The organism is Mycolicibacterium vaccae NBRC 14118 = CIP 105934, assembly GCF_001552715.1.
GTDB classification, from domain to species: domain Bacteria; phylum Actinomycetota; class Actinomycetes; order Mycobacteriales; family Mycobacteriaceae; genus Mycobacterium; species Mycobacterium vaccae.
Window position 1 is genome coordinate 1 of the sequence record NZ_BCRS01000024.1, and the last position, 20397, is coordinate 20397.

Sequence of the window (20397 nt, forward strand, 5' to 3'; positions counted from 1 at the left end):
CGCGATCGGCTCGTAACGCAGACGGGCGCCCGCCTCGTTGAGCCGCCAGCACAGGTCGACGTCCTCCCCGGAGACCAGCGACTCGTCGAAGCCGCCGACCTCCAGCAGCGCGGTGCGCCTGCAGATGATCGCGGCGCTGGGCACGTAGGACACGTTCCCGAACGGGATCACCGGTGCCTCGCGCACGCCGAGGTCCAGCGACGAGCGCACGGCCTCGTACCGGGCGACGACACTGTCGGACGGGTTCAGCGCGACGATGCGCGGCGCGACCAGGGCCACCGCCGGGTCGCAGAAATGGCCGAGCAACGCTTCGAGCCAGCCCTTGCGGGGGACGACGTCGGAGTCCAGGAACGCGACCAGATCGGTGGTGCAGGACGCCAGCCCGGTGTTGCGGGCGGCTGCGGGTCCCCTGCTGGTGTCGTGGCGCAGCACGCAGACGTCGCACCGCATCGACGCGAAGTCCGACTCGGCCACCGGCACGGCCGAGCCGTCGTCGACAATCACGACCCGCAGCCCGCGCAGCGCGGCGACCAGCCGACCCAGGCCGGAAGCGTTGTCGCGCACCGGGATCACCACCGTGACGTCACGGTGCGACGGTCCGCTGAGCGGGCGCGGATGGGCAACGGTGGCGTCGAGCAGGGTGCGCGCCAGCTGCGCGCTGACCGCGTCGTGCACTTCGAGCCTGCCGCCGTTGAGCATGGTCTGCGCGGCGGGGGCAAGCCGGAGCAGACGCGTCGGCGAACCGCCGAGCAGGGCGGCGCCCTCGCCGAGCACCCGCACCCGCCGGTCCACCTGGACTGCGAACCCGTCCGGAAGCCGTGGCCCCGTCACGTCAGCATCCCCACGCGGTCCGGTGCCCAGCGGCGAACCCGCCCCGCACACGCGTCGACCATCTCGGCAAAGATCCTCTCCCCCTCCTCCGCGGTCGCGGTGGTGGGATCCCCCAGAATCCCCAGCGAACTCACCGCGGCCACTCCCCCTCGCCGCATCTGCGGCATCAGCTCAGACAGCGGCGCCCGGTTGCCCGGCACCAGCTCATCCTGCCTCACCGCGTCCGGCGAAATATGTAGCAATACGGATGTTTCGGTATGACCGGCATGCGCATCGGCATTGCTGGACACACAGGACGACCATCCCACATCCCGGCTCTCGTCGCGCAGCAGGCCCACGGCACGGCGCAGCGCCTCGACGTTACCGCCGTGGCCGTTGACGAACACGATCCGCGAGGCCCAGCGGCACGCGGATCGGGCGAACTCGGTCAGCAGCTGGGCCAGCACGGCGGTGCCGACCGAGACGGTGCCCGGGAAGCCCTCGTGCTCCCCGCTGGCCCCGTAGCCGATGGCAGGCGCGATCACCCACTCCGGCGAGTCCCCGGCCCGCAGCCGGGTGATGAGAGCCTCCGCGACGGCGGAGGCGATGCGGGTGTCGGTGTCCAACGGAAGATGGGGTCCGTGTTGCTCGAGGGAACCGACTGGAACGACCAATGCGGGCATCTGCTGGGTCAAAGAGTCGTGCAGCTGCCTCGACGTTGAGTTCCCGAGCTCACGGGGGAAGACCACGCGACGATGGTAGGCCGAATTCACCTGCCGTGCGCCGGATGTTGGGTCATGCGAAGCAACTGATTTACCGAACTGGGCCGGGGGCCGGTCGCGCAAACACACCAGCCCCCTGTGCCCCGCCCGTATCAGACCCCGAGAGTCCTGGTGAAACCCTCCGGGACCAGGATGTCCTCGCGGGTCAGTTCGTGGATCGAGGATTTGCCCAAACCCATCAGCGCTGAGTCGATACCACCGCGCAGGATGTCGAGCACATTCTCGACGCCAGCCTGTCCGTTGGCCGCCAGGCCCCACAGATAGGCGCGGCCGATCATCACGGCCCTGGCTCCCAGAGCAACGGCTTTGACCACGTCGCTGCCGCGCCGGATCCCGCCGTCCAGCAAAACCTCGACCTGGTCGCCGACAGCATCGGCGATGGCCGGCAGGCAGCGGATCGCCGCGGGTGTGCCGTCGATGTTGTTGCCGCCGTGGTTGGACACGGTGATCGCCGAAACACCGGCATCCACAGCGCGTTTGGCGTCATCGACACGCACCGTGCCCTTGAGCAGGAACGGTCCACCCCACTGCTCGCGCAGCCAGGCGACGTCTTCCCAGGTCGGAGGCGGAGTGCCCATCCACTGGCCGTAGGCCTCGAAAAAGGTCGGACCCGCCTCACCGATGCGGCCCTGGTTGGGCACCCGCAGGTCCGGTGGACGCAGATTCTTGGCGAAGCTGAAGAACCAGCGCGGCTTCGTGATGACCTCCGGCGACATTCGCAGCATGGTCTTGAGATCCATCTGCTCCGGGATCTTCGGGCTACCCCAGTCCCGTCCGTGCGCGAAGCTCCAGTCGGTGGTCAGGATCAGGCCCTTGGCACCGGCCGCCCTGGCGCGCTCCATGCGCGCGAGGATCTCGTCGCGGCTGCCCAGCCAGTAGATCTGGAAGAAGATCTTGTCGTTGACCGCCGTGACCTCCTCCATCGGCTTGCTCGCGAACGAGGACAGGCCCATCGCGGTGCCGCGCGCAGCGGCCGCGCGTGCCACCGCCACCTCACCGTCCGGGTCGATGGCCTGCACGCCGGTCGGCGAGATGATCACCGGCAGCGAAATATCCTGCCCCATCACCGTTGTCGACATCTCGCGCTTCTCGGTGGCGCCGATGACATGCGGGGCGAAGCCGAGTTCGGCGAACGACTCGACGTTGTCGGAAACGGTCACGCCCTTCTCGCTCGCCGAGATCAGCGAGGAGTAGGCGGATTTCGGCAGCCGCTTCTTCGCCCGCTGCTGGGCGATGGCGACGGTTTCGAACCAGGTATCACGTGCCATGGGTTACACAGGACTTTCGTTGCAGAACTTCTTCGGAGGAACGGTCAGAAGTGTGAGCGGGATGGGGCCCTTGGGTGTGCGGCCGCCGGAGCGCGAGTGGTCCACGCTGGATTTCGGCTTGTCGCGTTCCAGCGCCAGCGCCGGCTCACCGTAGCCCTGGACGCACTCGGGATCAGGGCCGTCCAGCGGCAGGCCCGTGAAGAACTTGGCGGCCATGCAGCCGCCGCGGCAGGCGTCGTAGTGGTTGCACCCGCTGCAGGCGCCGGCCGACTGCGGCTCGCGTAACTCGCGGAACAGTTCCGAGTTCTGCCACACGTCTTGGAAGCCATTGCTGGTGAGAATGTTTCCGGCCAGGAACTTGTCGTGGATGGCGAACGGGCAGGCGTAGACGTCGCCCACCGGGTCGATCAGGCAGACCACGCGCCCCGCACCGCACAGGTTCAGGCCTGCCAGCGCGCCGGGCTCACCCAGCCCCGACAGATGGAAGAACGAGTCACCCGTGAGCACCCGCTCGCCGCGGGCGACCAGCCAGTCGTAGAGCTGGACCTGCTGGGCCGGCGTCGGGTGCAGGTCGTCCCACACGTCGGCGCCGCGGCCCGACGGGCGCAGTCGGGTGATGCGCAGCGTGGCGCCGTAGTTGTCGGCCAGCGCCTTGAAGTCGTCGAGCTGGTCGATGTTGTGACGGGTGACCACCACCGAGATCTTGGCGTCCTTGAAGCCCGCCTCTTTGAGGTTCTCCAGGGCACGGATCGCCATCGCGAACGAACCCGGGCCGCGGACCGCGTCGTTGACCTCGGCGGTGGCGCCGTCGAGCGAGATCTGCACGTCGACGTAGTCACTGGCGGCCAGTTTGGCGGCCACCTCTTTGTTGATCCGAACCCCGTTGGTGGAGAACTTCACCCCGACGTGGTGCTCGGTCGCGTAGTCGACGAGCTCCCAGAAGTCGCTGCGCACAGTGGGTTCTCCGCCACCGATGTTCACATAGAACACCTGCATGCGTTCGAGCTCGTCGATGATGTCCTTGCACTGCTGGGTGGACAGCTCGCGCGGGTCGCGCTTGCCCGACGAGGACAGGCAGTGCACGCAGGACAGGTTGCACGCGTAGGTGAGCTCCCACGTCAGGCAGATGGGTGCGTCCAGGCCGCGCTCGAACTGGTCGACGAGCCGGGGTACGGGTGCGGCGAGCGTCATGACTTCTCTCCTGGGTCGGCGACGAGCATCTGCGACTGGACCAGCACACCCAGCGCGTGGAAGTAGGGCGCCTGCGCGGCATCGTCGATCCCGGCGGCGCGGCAAGCGGAACGAGCGTCGGGGTGATCAGGAAGCGAGTTGATCACCTCGACGATCGTCCGGTTCTTCAGGAACGACAGCTTGCGGGTCCCGAAGTGGTAGAGCAGGGCGCCGAACGGCTCCGGCCGCACCGCCACCTGCGGGTGCAACCGCCAGTGCCGGTCGGCGTCAAACGTCGGCGCAGTCATGCTCAGTAGACCCCGCACATCCCGTCGATCGAGACCTCTTCGACCAGGCTCTCGGTCACCAGTTCGTCGGTCTGGGCATGCTGATTCTGATCCATGGATCTGGCCTTTCTGCTGACTGGACCCGGTAGGGTCTCGACACTTGTGACGTAGGTCGCTCACAATATGGCATCGAGTGCAGAAACGGAAGAGGGGGCAGATGGGCGCCGCAAAAGCGCGGGTGGGCCGCCGCCGGTCGACGAGCTTCGCGCACCTCAGCGATGTCGCGCTGGACCTGTTCATGGCGCGCGGGTTCGACGACGTCAGCGTCGACGACGTCGCGGCCGCGGCCGGCATCGCCCGCCGGACCCTGTTCCGCTACTACCCGTCCAAGAGCGCGCTGCCCTGGGGCGACTTCGACGCCCACCTCGGGCACATGCGGGAACTGCTCGACGAGTTCGGCCCAGGCGTGCCGATCCGCGACGCGCTGCGCACCGCGCTGCTGGCGTTCAACGACTTCGACGACCCCGAACGGCACCGGCAGCGGATGCGGCTGATCCTGGAGACCGAAGCGCTGCAGGCCTATTCGATGACGATGTATGCGGGGTGGCGGGCGGTGATCGCAGCCTTCGTGGCCCGCAGGCTGGGAGTCGAGCCGGCGCACCTGATGCCGCAGACGGTGGCGTGGACGATGCTCGCGGTGTCCCTGTCGGCCTACGAGCACTGGCTGGCCGACGAGTCGGTGGCGCTGCCGGTCGCGCTGGGCGAGTCGTTCGACATGCTGTCGTCCGGTCTGGCCGGTCTGGAAACTGGGGTGTCGGAGTTCGGCGCCTGAAGGCGACGATAGAGGTGTGAGCGCCCAACCGGACGGCGAGCACGCTCCGCGGGCACTGCTCGCGCTGTACGACGAGGCTCTGCCGGCGGTCTACGGCTACTTCGTCAGGCGCTGCGGTGACCGCGGGGCGGCCGAGGACCTGACGTCGGAGACCTTCCTGGCGGCGATGGATGCTGCGCGCAAACCGTCACCGCCGGAACTGACGGTGCCGTGGCTCATCGGGGTGGCACGGCACAAGCTGGCCGACCACTACCGGCGGCGGCATGACCGGCACTCGGTGCCGATGGCTGAGCCACCCGAACCGGCCGACCCCGAGGACACCTGGGACGCGGAACTGAACCGCATCGTCGCCGAGCAGGTGCTGGCCCGGCTGCCCGCGCACCACCGCACCGTGCTGGCGCTGCGCTACATGGACGACTGCTCGGTGCCGGAGTGCGCCGAGTTGATCGGGCGCACGGTCCACGCGACCGAGGCGCTGCTCGTGCGCGCCCGGCGCGCGTTCCGAGCCGCGTACCCGCAACCGGAAGGAGGACGGCCGTGACCGGATACGACCCGCTCGACGTGCTGCGCGCCGGCGACCTCCCCGTCGCACCGGATCAGGGGTTCGCGCGGCGCCTGCGGGCCCGGCTCGAGTCCGCGGCCGATCTCTTCGAACAGCAACCCGACCGAACCCAAGGAGTGACCATGAGCGGAACCGATACTGCCATCGCCGAACTCACCCGGCCGGCGCCGGTGGTGCACGGTGCGGCCGTGCCCTATCTCACCGTCGCCGACGCCCGCGCCGCCATCGACTGGTACATCGACGTATTCGGCGCCGCGCTGGCCGGCGATCCGGTCGAGATGGACGACGGCCGAATTGGGCACGCCGAACTGTCGCTGGCCGGCGGCGTGCTCTACCTGGCCGATGAGTACCCCGAGATCGGGCTGAAAGCGCCTTCCCCGCAAGCGGTCTCGGTGAGCCTGATGGTCACGGTGACAGACACCGATGCCGCGTTGCGGCGCGCCCGCGACGGGGGTGCGCACATCCAGCGCGAGCCGTACGAGAATTACGGCGCCCGAAACGCCGCACTGGTCGACCCGTTCGGGCACCGATGGATGCTCACCGGCCCGGTGACCGGCGCCGTCGTGCCGATCCAGCACGGTGACGTCGGGTTCGTTTCGGTGTGGACGCCGGACGCGCAACTCGCGGCGGCGTTCTACGGCCGCGTGCTCGGCTGGGAGGTCGACGCCGCGACCCAGACGGTGACCAACGTCGGTCAGCGCATCGGCCTGGCGTCGGCAGACCGACAGACGCTGTTCTGCTGCTACGCGGTGACCGACCTGGACGGCGCGCGGGACAGCATCGTGTCCGGCGGCGGATCCGTCGGCGCGGTCGAGCGGCTGGGTTTCGGTGACGTGCTGCGCGCCACCGACTCTCAGGGCGCCGAGTTCGGCGTGTACGTCCCGAATCAGGTGGAACCGAGGCCGCTGCTGAACGGCGGCGGGCCCGGCGAGCTGTCCTATATCACCTACGAGGTGCCGGATTCGGCCGAGTTCAGAGCGTTCTACAGCAGGGTGTTGTTCTGGACGTTCTCGCCCGGGCGGGTCGCCGACGGCTGGGAAATCGAAGGGACCCGTCCGATGTCGGGTGCCGCGGGCGGCAGTACGACTGCCGTCACCGTGCCGATGTGGACCGTGGACGACATCGACGCGGCGGTGGCGCGGGTGCGCGAGGCGGGCGGCACCGTGATCGATGAGCCGTCGCAGCAGTCCTACGGGAAGTCCGCGCTGTGCACCGATGATCAGGGGACCCGCTTCTACCTCGGCGAGCTCTAGAAAGGCGGCGGGTCGTCGCCGTAATCAGGTGGCGGCTGAGGTTCTCGGGGTTGCCGATCGATGACGCGTTGGACAGCGTTGGACTCACGCTCGGCCTTGATGCGTGCCGCCCTGTCCGCGGCTCGGGTGCGTTGCCGTTTCGGCATCTGGACATCGCGGCCCGCCCCGGGTGGGGGTTGGGTCATCGGCGGCAGTTCCGCGGTCGTCGTGTTCCACGTCGGGAAGAACAGCCGACTCCCGGGCGTCGTGGTGTAGGTCTGCCCGGCCGGCGTGGTCCAGATGACGGTGCCATCGGGTAGTTGTCTATCGCGCCAGCCGTCGGAGCCGCCCCAGAAGGTCTTCATCAAGTGGTGAGTTCGGCACTTGCAGTGCATGTTCGACGCGTGGGTCGGCCCGTACGGATAAGGAACGACGTGGTCGATGTCGCAGCGTTCGGCGGGAACATCGCATCCCGGGAAGCGGCAGAACAGGTCGCGGGCGCGAATGAAGGCGGCCAGCTTTGCCGAGGGCTGATAGCGCGGTTCGGGATCGGGGCCCGGCAGCCACAACGGCTTGATCGACGCTCCCGAGCGGATGGCCTCTGCCAACTCGGCGATCGGCAGGACCTGAGCCGCCGGAAGCAGTGCCACCCCGGATTCCTTTGCGCAGGAATCGGTCTCCCCTTCGGCCTCAGGCTCGACCCTGACATTCTGCCGTCCGCGGTCCTCGGCGGCGATCAGCTGCTGCGCGGCATCGACCGCAGCCTCGTCGGCGATCACGTGAATCACGATGTTCGATTTCCCGGGACCGCTCGCGGCGCATGCCGAAGCGCCGCACCGGCACGGCAGGTGGTCATCGCCCCGACCGATCGCACCCATTGCATCCGATCGCCGCTCGCCTATCGGCCGCGGATCCGCGTCACACAGCCCCTTGACGAGCTTGGCAATCCGAGCTCTGTATGCCGCGGCGTCAGGAGGCAACAACAATCCCCAGAGCGAAATGACCTCGTTGGGATCGTCATGCGCCCCGATATGCACATCCCGCTTCTTGAGAACTTCCTTCGTGCGGCGTACTGCGTCGGGGTCGTGACGCTCGATCTCGGCGTTGATTCCCTTGATCAGTTTCTCGTCGGACAGCGGCCCCCACTTCTCGGCCTTACCGGCCAGCGTCGCATCGACGACGGCAATGACTTCGTCGGCGACCAGCTGCGTGCGCCAAGTGATCTCCGAGATCAACCGGGCACTCAGTCGGCCCCGCAAGTACAAGGCCGCAACCTTGGGCAGTCGGTAACGCAGCGCCGTCGCAATGCACATCTGAGCAGAGGCGCGCTGCTGACTGATCGACAGTGCGGCACCGACGTGGCACGCGGCGTTCTTCCATGGATCGAAAGCCCACCTGCCGCGTTCGTCGTCCTCCTCGACCGTCAGATCGACCAATTCGGCGATCGCGGCCAACTTGCGCGCACCGGCCTGGGCTTCCTCACGCGCAGCCTCTTCGATCGCAGCGATCAGGGCCGGCTCATCCCTCCCCGCATGCATTCGATCGAACATACGTTCGATCCTACCCGCCTCCGCCGACAGTTACCGCGGATATCCACAGCCCTCGCCGAGATTGCATCCTCGGCGCAGTCTGGGCGAGAAGGCTAGCCGAGGAGGTCGGAGATCGGCGCGCCGGCGGCGATCTTGGACCGGACTTTCATGACCTTGCCCGGGAAGCCGCCGCCGACCACGCCGACCACGACGCCGTCGCGCTCGTAGTAGGCGAGGAACTTACGTCCGTCGTCTTCGACGATGTGCACGGTGTCGGTGGCCTCCGGCTCACCGAGGGCCTGGATCTTGACGTCGTACTGGTCGCTCCAGAAGTACGGCACCGAAACGGCGGCCGGCGGTTCCTGACCCAGCATGGTCGGCACCAGCACCCGCGCCTGGTCGGCGACGTTGCTCCAATGCTCAACGCGCACTTGACCGCCGACCGTGTCGCGCCACGACGCGACGTCGCCGATGGCCCATACGTGCGGCGCGCTCGCGCGGCCGGCCTCGTCGCAGACCACGCCGTTGTCGACCGCGATGCCGCTGCCGGTGAGCCAATCCGTCGCGGGGTGCGAACCGATGCCCACGATGACGATGTCGGCGGACAGCTCCGTGCCGTCGCTCAGCGTGACCGCGCGGACCCGGTCGTCGCCACTGACGCCGGAGACCCCGACGCCGCAGCGGACGTCGACCCCCTCGGCGCGGTGCAGTCGCGTCACCAGGTCGCCGATCTGGCGGCCGAGCACAGAGGCCAGCGGCGCGGGCTGCGGCTCCACGAGCACCACGTCGACACCGAGCTTGCGCAGGCTGGCCGCGACCTCGCAGCCGATGAAACCGGCGCCCACCACGACCGCATGGCGGGCCGTCCCGGCCTCCTTGCGCAGGGCCAGGCTCTCGTCGAAGTTGCGCAGCACGTGGATGCCGGCCAGGTCAGGGAAGGACGGAATACGCTTGGGCACAAGGCCGGTCGCGATGACCAGCTCGTCGTAGCTCAATACGGTGCCGTCGGCCAGGGTCAATGTCTTCGCCTCGGCGTCCACCGACTTCGCACCGTTGCCGAGCAGCACGGTGATGTTGTTGTCGGCGTAGAACTCGGCCGGCTTCAGCGTGACGTCGTCGGTCTCGGCGCGCAGCACCTCTTTGGACAGCGGCGGCCGGTCATACGGCAGGTGATCCTCGTCGCTGACGATCGTGACCGCTCCCGCATACTCCGCACGACGCAACTGCTCGGCCGTGCGGGCGGCCGCCAGCCCGCCGCCGACGATGACAACGCCGCCGGACACCTCAGATGTGCTCACGTGGGCTTTGTACACGATGCCGGGACGCTGTTGTGCGCCACCCCACAGCTAGCTGCTCAGCGTGGTGCGCGCTCGATGAGGTTGGACAGCACGACGATGCTCTCACTGCGTTCGACGTCCGCGCTGGCCCGGATGCGTTCCAGCGCCTCCTCCAGGTGCCGCATGTCGCGCGCCAGCACGTGCAGCATCGCGTCAGCCGTGCCCGTCACCGTCGCAGCGCTGACCACTTCCGGGATGTCGCGCCAGGCTGCCCGCAGCGCGGTGGGCGCGATGGTGCCGTGGCAGAACACCTGGACGTAGGCCTCGGTCGTCCACCCCAGCGCGCTGCGATCGATCACCGTGGTGAATCCCTTGATGACGCCCGCGTCCACCATCCGGTCCACCCGGCGCTTCACCGCCGGAGCGGACAGGTTCACCTGGTGGCCGATCTCGGCGAACGTCGCCCGGGCGTTGTCGGCCAACTCGGCCAGAATGCGCTCATCGGTGTCATCGAGCCGGTCCATCTCGCTCCTACACAATAGATCGCCGGGAATGCTCTCCTAGAACAACAGATCAGCACAAGACACGCAAGATTCGTCGATTGATTGCGTGAAATGCCGCCAATATCGTGTGTTTTATGACGACCGAGCTCGCCGGCGCACAGTCCCTCGAGCGCACCACCGAACGCACCGCCGGCAAGCGCCACTACCTGATGACCCCGCCGACGCACTTCGCCGTCGACTACGCCATCAACCCGTGGATGGACACCACGACGCCGGTCGACACCGACCGCGCGCTCGCCCAGTGGGAGGCCCTGCGGCGCACCTATCTCGACCTCGGCCACGCCGTCGAACTCCTCGATCCGCTGCCCGGCCTGCCGGACATGGTCTACGCGGCCAACGGCGGCACGGTCGTCAACGGCCGGGCCGTCGTCGCCCGCTTCGCCTACCCCGAGCGCACCGGGGAAGCCATTGCGTATGCCGAGTGGATGTCGCGAAACGGCTACCACCCCAACGAGACCCGGCATGTCAACGAGGGTCAGGGCGACTTCCTCGCGGTCGGCTCGACGATTCTCGCCGGGTACGGCTTCCGCACCGACCGTCGCGCCCACGACGAGGTCGCCGCCCACATCGGGATGCCGGTCGTCAGCCTGGAACTGGTGGATCCGCGCTTCTACCACCTCGACACCGCACTGGCCGTACTCGACGACGCGACCGTCGCCTACTACCCTCCGGCGTTCGCGCCCGCCTCCCGCGCGACCTTGGAACGCCTGTTCCCCGACGCCGCCGAAGTCGCCAGCGCCGACGCCTACGTGCTGGGCCTCAACGTCGTCTCCGACGGGCGCAACGTCGTATTACCCTCGGCAGCAACCGGTTTCGCCGAGCAGTTGCATCGCGCCGGCTTCCACCCGGTGCCCGTCGACCTGTCCGAACTGCTGAAGGGAGGCGGGTCGGTGAAATGCTGCACGCTGGAGATCCACCGATGACGGCCATGACGTCCACCGCCGACGCGATCATCGACCTCGACCGCCGGCACGTCGCGCACAACTACTCCCCGCTGCCGGTTGTCGCCGCGCGCGCCGACGGCGCCTGGATCACCGATGTCGACGGGCGCCGCTATCTCGACTGCCTGGCCGCGTACTCCGCCGTGAACTTCGGGCACCGCAACCCCGAGATCGTCGCGGCGGCCCACGCGCAGCTCGACGCGGTGACCCTGGTCAGCCGCGCGTTCCACTCCGACCGGCTCGCCCCGTTCTGCGCGTCGCTGGCAGAGCTGTGCGGCAAGGACATGGTGCTGCCGATGAACAGCGGCGCCGAGGCCGTGGAGAGCGCCATCAAGGTGGCGCGCAAGTGGGGCGCCGACGTCAAGGGCGTCAATCACCCGAGTACCCCTAATATCATTGTCGCGCACAACAACTTCCACGGTCGCACCACGACGATCATCAGTTTCTCCGACGACGAGACCGCGCGCCGCGGGTTCGGTCCCTACACGCCCGGCTTCCGCGCGGTGCCCTTCGGCGACGCCGACGCGCTGGCCCGGGCGGTGGACGACGAGACCGTCGCCGTCCTGCTGGAACCGATCCAGGGCGAGGCAGGCGTCATCGTGCCTCCCGACGACTACCTGCCGCGGGTGCGCGCGCTCTGCACCGAACGCCGGGTGCTGATGATCGCCGACGAGATCCAGTCCGGGCTCGCCCGCACCGGGCGGACGTTCGCATGCGACCACTGGGGCGTGGTGCCCGATGTGTACCTGCTGGGCAAGGCACTCGGCGGCGGCGTGGTCCCGCTGTCGGCGGTGGTCGCCGACAGCGACGTCCTCGGCGTGCTGCACCCCGGCGAGCACGGCTCCACGTTCGGGGGGAACCCGCTGGCCACCGCGATCGGCAGCACGGTCGTGGAGATCCTGCGCCGGGGCGAGTTCCAGCGCCGCTCCGCCGAACTCGGCGCGCACCTGCACGCGCGCCTGGCCGCACTCACCGGCCGCGGAGTGCTGGCGGTACGCGGGAAGGGGCTGTGGGCCGGGGTCGACCTGGACCCGGCGCTCGGCAGCGGCAAGCAGGTCAGCCTGCGCCTGGCCGAACGCGGCGTGCTCGTCAAGGACACCCACGGTTCGACGCTGCGCTTCGCGCCCCCGCTGGTGGTCACCGCCGACGAGATCGACTGGGCCGTTGAGCAGTTCGCCGCAGTGCTGAGTAGCTAGTACTTCATGGTGCCGCGGTCGACGGCGATCTGCGACCCCGAGATCGTCGCCGATGCGTCACTGGCCAGCCAGGCCACCACGTCGGCGACCTGCTCGACCGTCATGAACTCCTGCAGGCCTGGTTTACCTTCGCGCGCAACGGGTTTGAACGGCATCGGTGCGAAGCTGTGCAAGAACGTCGGGTACTTCGAGAAGATCTCCATCATCGCGTCCTTCTCGATCATCGGCGTGTCGATCGAGTACGGATGGATCGAGTTCACCCGGATGCCGTACTCCCCCGCCTCCAGGGCCAGCGCATTGGTCAGCGCCACCAGGCCGTGCTTGGACGCCGCGTAATGCGCATTGCCCGGCGTGGCCTTCAACCCGGCCGACGAGCTGACGATGACGATCGAACCGCCGTTGCCGGCGTCGATCATCGCGGGCACCGCCGCGCGGATCGTGCGCCAGGTGCCGTTGAGGTTGACGTCGACGACGGTGTCCCACTGCTCCTCTGACATCTCCCAGATGCGGCCCCAGCTCAACACGCCGGCGTTGGCCACCACGATATCGAGCCGGCCGAACTGCTCGACCGCGTCGGCGACGAGCTGCTGCTGGGCGGCCAGGTCGCGGATGTCGACCTCGCGGGCCAGCACCTTGCGGCCGGTGGCCTCAACCAGGCGCACCGTCTCGGCCAGGTCCTCGGAGGTGGGCATCGGGTAGGTGATCGAGTCCGAGACGGGCCGGCAGACGTCGATCGCGACGATGTCGGCGCCGTCTGCGGCCAACCGGGCCGCGTGCGCGCGGCCCTGACCTCGCGCAGCGCCGGTGATCAGCGCGACGCGGCCTTCCAAGGGTGCACCTGATGCCATGGGGTCAGGCTAACAGCCGAATTAGAACGCGTTCTAGTAATCCCGCTCAGAGGTCGGCGATGATCTGCTGACGTTTGGCGGTGTACTCGTCCTCGGTGATCGAACCGGTCGCCCGCAGGGTCTCGAGCTCCTGAAGACGTTGCGAGGTGGTCGGTTCGGCGGACGACGGCAGATAGGCCGCGGGCACCGGCGGTGGCGTCTGCTGAGCGGCGGCGTGCCGGACGATGTCCTGCACCTGCCTGCGCGCCGCCGGGTTGGCACGGAGGTCGACCAGGCCGCCCATCCCGATGCCGTGCGATTTGAGCACCTGCAGGATCTCCATCAGCGCGTCGGCTTGACCGGTCAGGTCGTAGGTCCGGTCGTCGTCGGCGACGCTGAACGTGGCCGGCATCAAGCCTGCGACGAAAGCGCTTCGCTCCCAATCGATCTGGTACTCGTTCGTCACGGGCTCCACGAGCATCACCAGTTTGCCGCCGGTGATCATCGGCAGCCGGCTCACCGACGCGACCACCTGGTCCTGCGTCACGAACGGCGTGATGCCCGGCCCGGACACCTGCAGGTCCAGTTTGACCAGGGGCTGTTCGTTGATCCTCGTGTGCGTCTCGTGGATCCCGACCACCTGGGCCAGAGCCAGCACGCCCGTGGCTTCCAGCGCCTGCTTCCTGGCCGCGGACCGGGTGCCCAGGTTGGTTAGTACCAGCGCGATCAGCACGTCGCCCGCGGTGACGAGCAGGCCCGTCCAGAACATCCACTTGAGCAGCGGATCGGCACCGGTGGCGAAGTAGATGACCAGGAAGATCGGCCCCACGATGCCGCACAGCAGCATGAAGAGCTGAATCTTCACATATCGCCAGAACGTCGACATGCGGAGATTATGACCGCCGAACGGCTCAGGAGCCGGCTGCTACCTGCACGGGAAGCGCAGCCGGTGCGGGCGCGGGCACCCGGCTGACGAGTTGGTACAGCGGCACCGTCCAGGGATCCATCGCTGCCGTCCTGCGGGCGTAGCTCGTGTGCACCGCGACGGCGGCCGGGTTCATCTCGTCCTCGGCGTCGGGGTCGTAGTCGCACACCGCATCCCCGAGATCGCAGACGCTGATGGTCCTGGCACCGATCGTCACCGGCAGCGGCCCGGGAGCCCCGGCCAGGATCGGCCAGTCCTGCGCGACACCCTTGCCTGCGCCCGGCACCGACGTCACCGAGCCGAGGTTGATCGTCGGGTCCTGCGGAAGACGGTCGCCGTCGGCGACGAGCAGCGCAGCGGCAAGATTCGGGCTCGCATCGAGTGCGTGCAGGTTGCGGTGCACCACCATCGCGCCCTGCGAGTACCCGGCGAGCACCACCTGGCTGGTCGGGCACTGCGCGACGAACTGCTGGTACTGGAGACCCAGCGCGTCCGCGCCGGTGTCGACACTGCTCATGAATCCCGCCCATGCCAGGACGCCGCCGTCCTCGGGCACCTCGGTGGCGGGATAGTTGACCGCCTCGGCGGTGATCGTGCGGCCGCTCTGCTGAACCAGCGACGCGAAATCACGGTAGGACTTGTACACGACCCGGCCCATGCCGGCGTCGGCGCTCATGTACCCGGCGCGCTCACCGGAGCCCGCGGCCCCGATCCAGTGCACATCCGGACAGGCGGGCTGCGCGGACGCAGCCCCGGCCGTCAGGACGGTGGCGGCAGCGGCCCCCACCGCAGCCGCGAGTGCCATCAGGCCGGTCCTGCTCTTCTCGACGAACCTCAAGCTCTTCTCAACGAACCTCAAGCGACGATCCTCACTTCACACCCCGACTGACCCCTCGACAGCCGTTGCCCAATACATCGGACTTGTTTGTCGACCCGTTACACCGGTCGGGAACACAAAAGTGGCGCCCACCCGGAGGTGAGCGCCACTTTCGCGGAACTGGGTTCAGATCATCACTTGATGATCTTGGTGACGCGGCCGGCGCCGACGGTACGGCCACCCTCGCGGATCGCGAAGCGCAGGCCCTCGTCCATGGCGACGGGCTGGATCAGCTTGACGGAGATGTCGGTGTTGTCACCGGGCATCACCATCTCGGTGCCCTCGGGGAGGGTCACCACGCCGGTCACGTCCGTGGTACGGAAGTAGAACTGCGGGCGGTAGTTGTTGAAGAACGGCGTGTGGCGGCCACCCTCGTCCTTGGACAGGATGTAGACGCTGCCCTCGAACTCGGTGTGCGGCGTGGTGGTGCCGGGCTTGACCACAACCTGGCCACGCTCGACGTCCTCACGCTTGATGCCACGCACCAGCAGACCGACGTTGTCGCCCGCCATGCCCTGATCGAGCAGCTTGCGGAACATCTCGACACCGGTGACGGTCGTCTTGGTGACGGTCGGGCGGATGCCGACGATCTCGACTTCCTCGTTCACGTTGATCACGCCGCGCTCGACACGACCGGTGACCACGGTGCCGCGGCCGGTGATCGTGAAGACGTCCTCGACGGGCATCAGGAACGGCTTGTCGGTCTCGCGGACCGGATCCGGGATCGAGGCGTCCACGGCCTCCATGAGCTCCTCGACGGACTTGACCCACTGCGGGTCGCCCTCGAGCGCCTTGAGCGCCGACACCTTGATGACCGGAGCTTCCTCGTCGAAGTCCTGGGCGGCCAGCAGTTCGCGGACCTCCATCTCGACGAGCTCGATGAGCTCCTCGTCGTCCACCATGTCGGCCTTGTTCAGGGCCACCAGGATGTAGGGCACGCCGACCTGGCGGGCCAGCAGCACGTGCTCGCGGGTCTGCGGCATCGGGCCGTCAGTGGCGGCGACCACGAGGATTGCGCCGTCCATCTGGGCGGCACCGGTGATCATGTTCTTGATGTAGTCAGCGTGACCGGGGGCGTCGACGTGTGCGTAGTGACGCTTGTCGGTCTGGTACTCCACGTGGGAGATGTTGATCGTGATACCGCGCTGACGCTCCTCGGGCGCATTGTCGATCTGGTCGAATGCGCGCGACTCGTTCAAATCGGGGTACTTGTCGTGCAGGACCTTGGTGATCGCTGCAGTCAGTGTGGTCTTGCCGTGGTCAACGTGACCGATGGTCCCGATGTTGACGTGCGGCTTCGTCCGCTCGAACTTCGCCTTCGCCACTTCTGTGTCCTCCTGGACTGTGTTGGTGCTTCTTCTAAAGCAGTGTTGATCGTTGCAGTTGTGTGGTTCCGCGAAACCAGCGGGTCAGATTACTGGCCCGTCGCCTTCGCGATGATCTCCTTCGACACGTTCGCCGGAACTTCGGCGTACGAGTCGAACACCATGGAGTAGTTGGCCCGGCCCTGGGTCTTCGACCGAAGGTCTCCGACGTAGCCGAACATCTCCGACAGCGGAACCTGCGCCTTCACGACACGAGCACCGCTCCGCTCCTCCATGGCCTGGATCTGACCACGGCGGGAGTTCAGGTCGCCGATCACTTCACCCATGTAATCCTCGGGCGTCGTGACCTCGACCGCCATCACTGGCTCCAGGATCACCGGCTGCGCCTGGGCGGCAGCCTTCTTCATGACCTGGGAGCCGGCAACCTTGAATGCCATTTCCGACGAGTCGACCTCGTGGTAGGCACCGTCGAGCAGCGTCAGCTTGACGTTAACCAGCGGGTAGCCGGCCAGCACGCCGTACTGCATGGCGTCCTGCGCGCCGGCATCCACCGACGGGATGTACTCGCGCGGGATGCGGCCGCCCGTGACCTTGTTCTCGAACTCGTAGGTCGCGCCGTCCTCGCCCGTGAAGGGCTCGATGCTGACGAGCACCTTCGCGAACTGGCCGGAGCCACCCGTCTGCTTCTTGTGGGTGAACTCGACCTTGTCGACCGCGCGCTTGATGGTCTCCTTGTAGGCGACCTGCGGCTTGCCGACGTTGGCCTCGACCTTGAACTCGCGACGCATGCGGTCCACCAGGATGTCCAGGTGCAGCTCGCCCATGCCGCCGATGACGGTCTGGCCGGTCTCCTGGTCCAGGTGCACCTTGAAGGTCGGGTCCTCTTCGGCGAGCTTCTGGATGGCCGTTCCCAGCTTCTCCTGGTCGCTCTTGGTCTTGGGCTCGATGGCCACCTCGATCACCGGATCGGGGAAGGTCATCGACTCGAGAACGACCTGATCGTTCGGATCCGACAGGGTGTCACCGGTGGTGGTGTCCTTCAGGCCGATCACCGCGTAGATGTGGCCGGCCGACGCACGCTCGACAGGGTTCTCCTTGTTGGCGTGCATCTGGAACAGCTTGCCGAGGCGCTCCTTCTTGCCCTTGGTCGCGTTGACGACCGCCGAACCGGAGTCGACCTTGCCGGAGTACACGCGCACGTAGGTCAGCTTGCCGAAGAACGGGTGCGTCGCGACCTTGAAAGCCAGAGCCGAGAACGGCTCGTCCACCGACGGCTTGCGGGTGACAGGCTCGTCTTCCTTGCCGGGCACGTGGCCCTGCACGGACTCGACGTCCAGCGGCGAGGGCAGGTAGTCGATCACGGCGTCGAGCATCGGCTGCACGCCTTTGTTCTTGAACGCGCTACCGCAGAGCACCGGATACAGCTCGCTGTTGATCGTCAGCTTGCGGATCGCGCCCTTGATCTCGTCCGTCGACAGCTCTTCGCCACCGAAGTACTTCTCCATCAGCGCCTCGTCGGTCTCGGCGACCGTCTCGATGAGCTTGGTGCGGTACTCCTCGGCCTTGTCGGCGAGATCGGCCGGGATGTCCTCGACCTCGTACTTCTCGCCGAGGGCCGTCTCGCCGCGCCACACCTTGGCCTTCATCTCGACCAGGTCGATGATGCCGATGAAGTCGTTCTCGGCGCCGATCGGCAGCTGGATGACCAGCGGCCGGGCACCGAGGCGCTCCTCGATGGTGCGCACGGTGAAGTAGAAGTCGGCGCCCAGCTTGTCCATCTTGTTGACGAAGCAGATACGCGGCACGTCGTACTTGTCGGCCTGACGCCAGACCTGCTCGGACTGCGGCTCCACGCCCTCTTTACCGTCGAACACCGCGACCGCGCCGTCGAGCACGCGAAGGCTGCGCTCCACCTCGACGGTGAAGTCGACGTGGCCGGGGGTGTCGATGATGTTGATCTGGTTCTGGTTCCAGAAACAGGTGACGGCAGCGGAGGTGATCGTGATGCCCCGCTCCTGCTCCTGCTCCATCCAGTCGGTCGTGGAGGCACCGTCGTGCGTCTCACCGATCTTGTAGTTCACACCGGTGTAGTAGAGGATGCGCTCGGTCGTCGTCGTCTTACCGGCATCGATGTGGGCCATGATGCCGATGTTGCGGACCTTGCTCAGGTCGGTCAGCACGTCCTGTGCCACGGAAGTCTTCTCTCTCGCTTGATCGTTGCTGTTGTCAGCCTTGGTGGCTTCTCACGCCCGGAGCAGTGCCCGCGGGCGAGCGATCACCAGCGGTAGTGCGCGAAGGCGCGGTTGGCCTCAGCCATCTTGTGGGTGTCTTCGCGTCGTTTGACGGCGGCACCCAGACCGTTGCTGGCGTCGAGGATCTCGTTGGCCAGGCGCTCGACCATGGTCTTCTCGCGACGCTGCTTGGAGAAGCTGACCAGCCAACGCAGGGCCAGGGTGACCGAGCGGTCCGGGCGGACCTCGACGGGAACCTGGTAGGTGGCGCCACCGACGCGGCGGCTGCGAACCTCGAGCGACGGCTTGACGTTGTCCATGGCGCGCTTGAGCGTCACCACGGGGTCGGTACCGGTCTTCTCACGGGCCTGTTCGAGCGCACCATAGACAATGCGCTCGGCCAGCGATTTCTTCCCGTCCAGCAGAACTTTGTTGACCAGCTGGGTGACCAGCTGCGACCCGTAGACCGGATCGTTGACCAACGGACGCTTGGGCGCGGGTCCCTTGCGCGGCATCAGCTCTTCTCCTTCTTCGCGCCGTAACGGCTGCGGGCTTGCTTGCGGTTCTTGACGCCCTGGGTGTCCAGCGAGCCGCGGATGATCTTGTAGCGCACGCCGGGGAGGTCCTTCACACGACCGCCGCGCACGAGCACCATCGAGTGCTCCTGCAGGTTGTGGCCTTCGCCGGGGATGTATGCGGTGACCTCGACCGCGCTGGTCAGGCGCACGCGCGCGACCTTGCGAAGCGCCGAGTTCGGCTTCTTCGGGGTCGTGGTGTACACGCGGGTGCACACGCCGCGACGCTGCGGGCTGCCTTTGAGTGCCGCGGTCTTGACCTTGGCGATCTTGTCGCGGCGACCCTTACGGACCAGCTGGTTGATGGTTGGCATGTACCGGCTTTCTGTGTTCCTCGTCGTTCTGACGTGCGTGCTTGGTTCGTCTTAAGTTCTCTGTACTGCTGTTATGCCCTCCGCGGTTACCCCGCGTCCGGGCGTGTCGCATGCGGTCGCCGTTGACTGTCTGGGACAGTTTCACGGCACCCCGCGAGAGCGAGACATGCGAATTCGCCCGGCGTGCAGGCATGCTGCGCCTTATCGGCCAGGCACGAACGTCCACAATACCAGGGCCGCATACCTCAACAAAACCCGCTGACCTGCGAATCTCCTGCAACGCCCCATCAGCGGAGCCGCATACCGGCGGCCAATCGGGCCACCATGTCGTTGAACACCGCGTCCGTATCGATGCCTGCCATCACCCCGGTCATCTCCAGCAGAACGAAGCCGTGCATGGCCGACCAGAACTCCAGCGCCGCGTTGAACGCGGCCTCACTCTCCAGCCCGAACGTGCCCAGCACCTCGATGACCGGCGCCGCGGCGGCCCTGGTGGCCTCGGTGAACTCCGGGTCGTCGCCGCCGAGCGGCATCCGGGTGAACGCCGAGTACCGGCCCGGGTGGTGGTGGGCGTAACTGCGGTAGGCGCTGGCCATCACCATCACCGCGTCGTCGGGGCTGCGGCCCTGCCCGACGGTGTTGAGCATCTCGATGATGTCCCCGACCACCCGCATGCGGACCGTGCGACGCAGATCATCGAGCGAGTGCACGTGGTTGTAGAGCGACGGACCCTTGGTCCCGAGCTGATTGGCCAGCGCGTTGATGGTCAGCGCGTCCCAGCCCTCCCGGTCCAGGAACGTCAGCGCCGCGTTGACGATCGCGTCGCGGCTGAGCCTGGTCGAGCGCGGCGGACGAGCTGCCATGCCATCCCCCT

22 protein-coding genes are annotated in these 20397 nt (G+C 67.4%); 5 read left to right on the top strand and 17 right to left on the bottom strand.

Translation table 11 applies throughout. The features are described from left to right. From mftF to mftA, 6 genes are all read right to left on the bottom strand, one after another. Positions 1–831 (bottom strand): mycofactocin biosynthesis glycosyltransferase MftF (mftF, locus tag MVA01S_RS07090; protein ID WP_082762376.1); only part of this gene is annotated, 831 nt, incomplete at its 3' end. Then, the gene (gene mftE, locus MVA01S_RS07095) at positions 828–1583 is read right to left on the bottom strand and encodes a mycofactocin biosynthesis peptidyl-dipeptidase MftE (RefSeq protein WP_040540668.1); all 756 of its coding nucleotides are present in this window, start codon (positions 1581–1583) and stop codon (positions 828–830) included. The genes mftE and mftF, both read right to left, overlap by 4 nt. A gap of 101 nt (positions 1584–1684) precedes the next feature. Beyond that, a complete protein-coding gene (gene mftD, locus MVA01S_RS07100) occupies positions 1685–2860 on the bottom strand; it encodes a pre-mycofactocin synthase MftD (RefSeq protein WP_003929584.1) in 1176 nt (391 codons plus the stop codon). A 3-nt stretch (positions 2861–2863) separates the two neighbouring features. After that, the gene (gene mftC, locus MVA01S_RS07105; RefSeq protein ID WP_003929585.1) at positions 2864–4051 is read right to left on the bottom strand and encodes a mycofactocin radical SAM maturase; all 1188 of its coding nucleotides are present in this window, start codon (positions 4049–4051) and stop codon (positions 2864–2866) included. Then, positions 4048–4338, bottom strand: a complete 291-nt coding sequence (gene mftB / locus MVA01S_RS07110) for a mycofactocin biosynthesis chaperone MftB (protein WP_003929586.1) — start codon at positions 4336–4338, stop codon at positions 4048–4050. Before mftB ends, mftC begins: the two co-directional genes overlap by 4 nt. Before the next feature lie 2 nt (positions 4339–4340). Then, positions 4341–4433: a mycofactocin precursor MftA gene (mftA, locus tag MVA01S_RS32340; protein ID WP_003929587.1), complete on the bottom strand. Its 93-nt coding sequence runs from the start codon at positions 4431–4433 to the stop codon at positions 4341–4343. Positions 4434–4534: 101 nt separating this feature from the next. Between mftA and mftR the strand changes: the two genes are divergently transcribed. From mftR to MVA01S_RS07125, 3 genes are read left to right on the top strand one after another with little or no spacing between them, the layout of a single operon-like run. Continuing rightward, positions 4535–5149, top strand: coding sequence for a mycofactocin system transcriptional regulator MftR (mftR, locus tag MVA01S_RS07115; protein WP_003929588.1), 615 nt, complete (start codon positions 4535–4537; stop codon positions 5147–5149). Positions 5150–5165: 16 nt separating this feature from the next. Further along, positions 5166–5690 carry an RNA polymerase sigma factor gene (locus MVA01S_RS07120; protein ID WP_003929589.1) on the top strand — a complete coding sequence of 175 codons (525 nt, stop codon included), beginning with the start codon at positions 5166–5168 and terminating at the stop codon, positions 5688–5690. Continuing rightward, entirely contained in the window at positions 5687–6964 is a 1278-nt protein-coding gene (locus tag MVA01S_RS07125) for a VOC family protein (protein WP_003929590.1), read from the top strand. The genes MVA01S_RS07120 and MVA01S_RS07125 overlap by 4 nt, the downstream gene beginning before the upstream one ends. On the opposite strand, the gene MVA01S_RS07130 is transcribed toward MVA01S_RS07125, so the two are convergent. From MVA01S_RS07130 to MVA01S_RS07140, 3 genes are all read right to left on the bottom strand, one after another. Beyond that, positions 6961–8493 (bottom strand): HNH endonuclease signature motif containing protein, encoded by a 1533-nt coding sequence (locus MVA01S_RS07130; protein WP_003929591.1) that lies wholly within the window; start codon positions 8491–8493, stop codon positions 6961–6963. The two genes, MVA01S_RS07125 and MVA01S_RS07130, sit on opposite strands and share 4 nt — an antisense overlap. Before the next feature lie 92 nt (positions 8494–8585). Next, entirely contained in the window at positions 8586–9770 is a 1185-nt protein-coding gene (locus tag MVA01S_RS07135) for an NAD(P)/FAD-dependent oxidoreductase (RefSeq protein ID WP_174538863.1), read from the bottom strand. A 56-nt stretch (positions 9771–9826) separates the two neighbouring features. Continuing rightward, entirely contained in the window at positions 9827–10273 is a 447-nt protein-coding gene (locus tag MVA01S_RS07140; RefSeq protein ID WP_003929593.1) for an Rv2324 family transcriptional regulator, read from the bottom strand. A gap of 113 nt (positions 10274–10386) precedes the next feature. Between MVA01S_RS07140 and ddaH the strand changes: the two genes are divergently transcribed. Further along, the gene (ddaH, locus tag MVA01S_RS07145) at positions 10387–11235 is read left to right on the top strand and encodes a dimethylargininase (protein WP_003929594.1); all 849 of its coding nucleotides are present in this window, start codon (positions 10387–10389) and stop codon (positions 11233–11235) included. Continuing rightward, on the top strand, positions 11232–12449 hold the full coding sequence (rocD, locus tag MVA01S_RS07150) for an ornithine--oxo-acid transaminase (protein WP_040540675.1): 1218 nt from the start codon (positions 11232–11234) through the stop codon (positions 12447–12449). Before ddaH ends, rocD begins: the two co-directional genes overlap by 4 nt. Here rocD and MVA01S_RS07155 read toward each other — a convergent pair. The 8 genes from MVA01S_RS07155 to MVA01S_RS07190 form a co-directional block, all read right to left on the bottom strand. Then, the gene (locus MVA01S_RS07155) at positions 12446–13297 is read right to left on the bottom strand and encodes a mycofactocin-coupled SDR family oxidoreductase (RefSeq protein ID WP_040540678.1); all 852 of its coding nucleotides are present in this window, start codon (positions 13295–13297) and stop codon (positions 12446–12448) included. The genes rocD and MVA01S_RS07155 overlap by 4 nt on opposite strands. 46 nt (positions 13298–13343) lie before the next feature. Then, a complete protein-coding gene (locus MVA01S_RS07160; RefSeq protein WP_003929597.1) occupies positions 13344–14162 on the bottom strand; it encodes an SHOCT domain-containing protein in 819 nt (272 codons plus the stop codon). A gap of 25 nt (positions 14163–14187) precedes the next feature. Further along, complete coding sequence (locus tag MVA01S_RS07165; protein WP_040540768.1) at positions 14188–15006, bottom strand: cutinase family protein; 819 nt, start codon at positions 15004–15006, stop codon at positions 14188–14190. Between the two features lie 206 nt (positions 15007–15212). Continuing rightward, positions 15213–16403, bottom strand: a complete 1191-nt coding sequence (tuf, locus tag MVA01S_RS07170) for an elongation factor Tu (RefSeq protein ID WP_003929599.1) — start codon at positions 16401–16403, stop codon at positions 15213–15215. An 89-nt stretch (positions 16404–16492) separates the two neighbouring features. Continuing rightward, positions 16493–18595, bottom strand: coding sequence for an elongation factor G (fusA, locus tag MVA01S_RS07175; RefSeq protein ID WP_003929600.1), 2103 nt, complete (start codon positions 18593–18595; stop codon positions 16493–16495). Positions 18596–18678: 83 nt separating this feature from the next. Further along, on the bottom strand, positions 18679–19149 hold the full coding sequence (gene rpsG, locus MVA01S_RS07180; RefSeq protein WP_003929601.1) for a 30S ribosomal protein S7: 471 nt from the start codon (positions 19147–19149) through the stop codon (positions 18679–18681). Further along, positions 19149–19523, bottom strand: coding sequence for a 30S ribosomal protein S12 (gene rpsL, locus MVA01S_RS07185; protein ID WP_003929602.1), 375 nt, complete (start codon positions 19521–19523; stop codon positions 19149–19151). Before rpsL ends, rpsG begins: the two co-directional genes overlap by 1 nt. 287 nt (positions 19524–19810) lie before the next feature. After that, positions 19811–20386 (bottom strand): TetR/AcrR family transcriptional regulator, encoded by a 576-nt coding sequence (locus tag MVA01S_RS07190; protein ID WP_003929603.1) that lies wholly within the window; start codon positions 20384–20386, stop codon positions 19811–19813. Between the last annotated feature and the right edge of the window lie 11 nt (positions 20387–20397).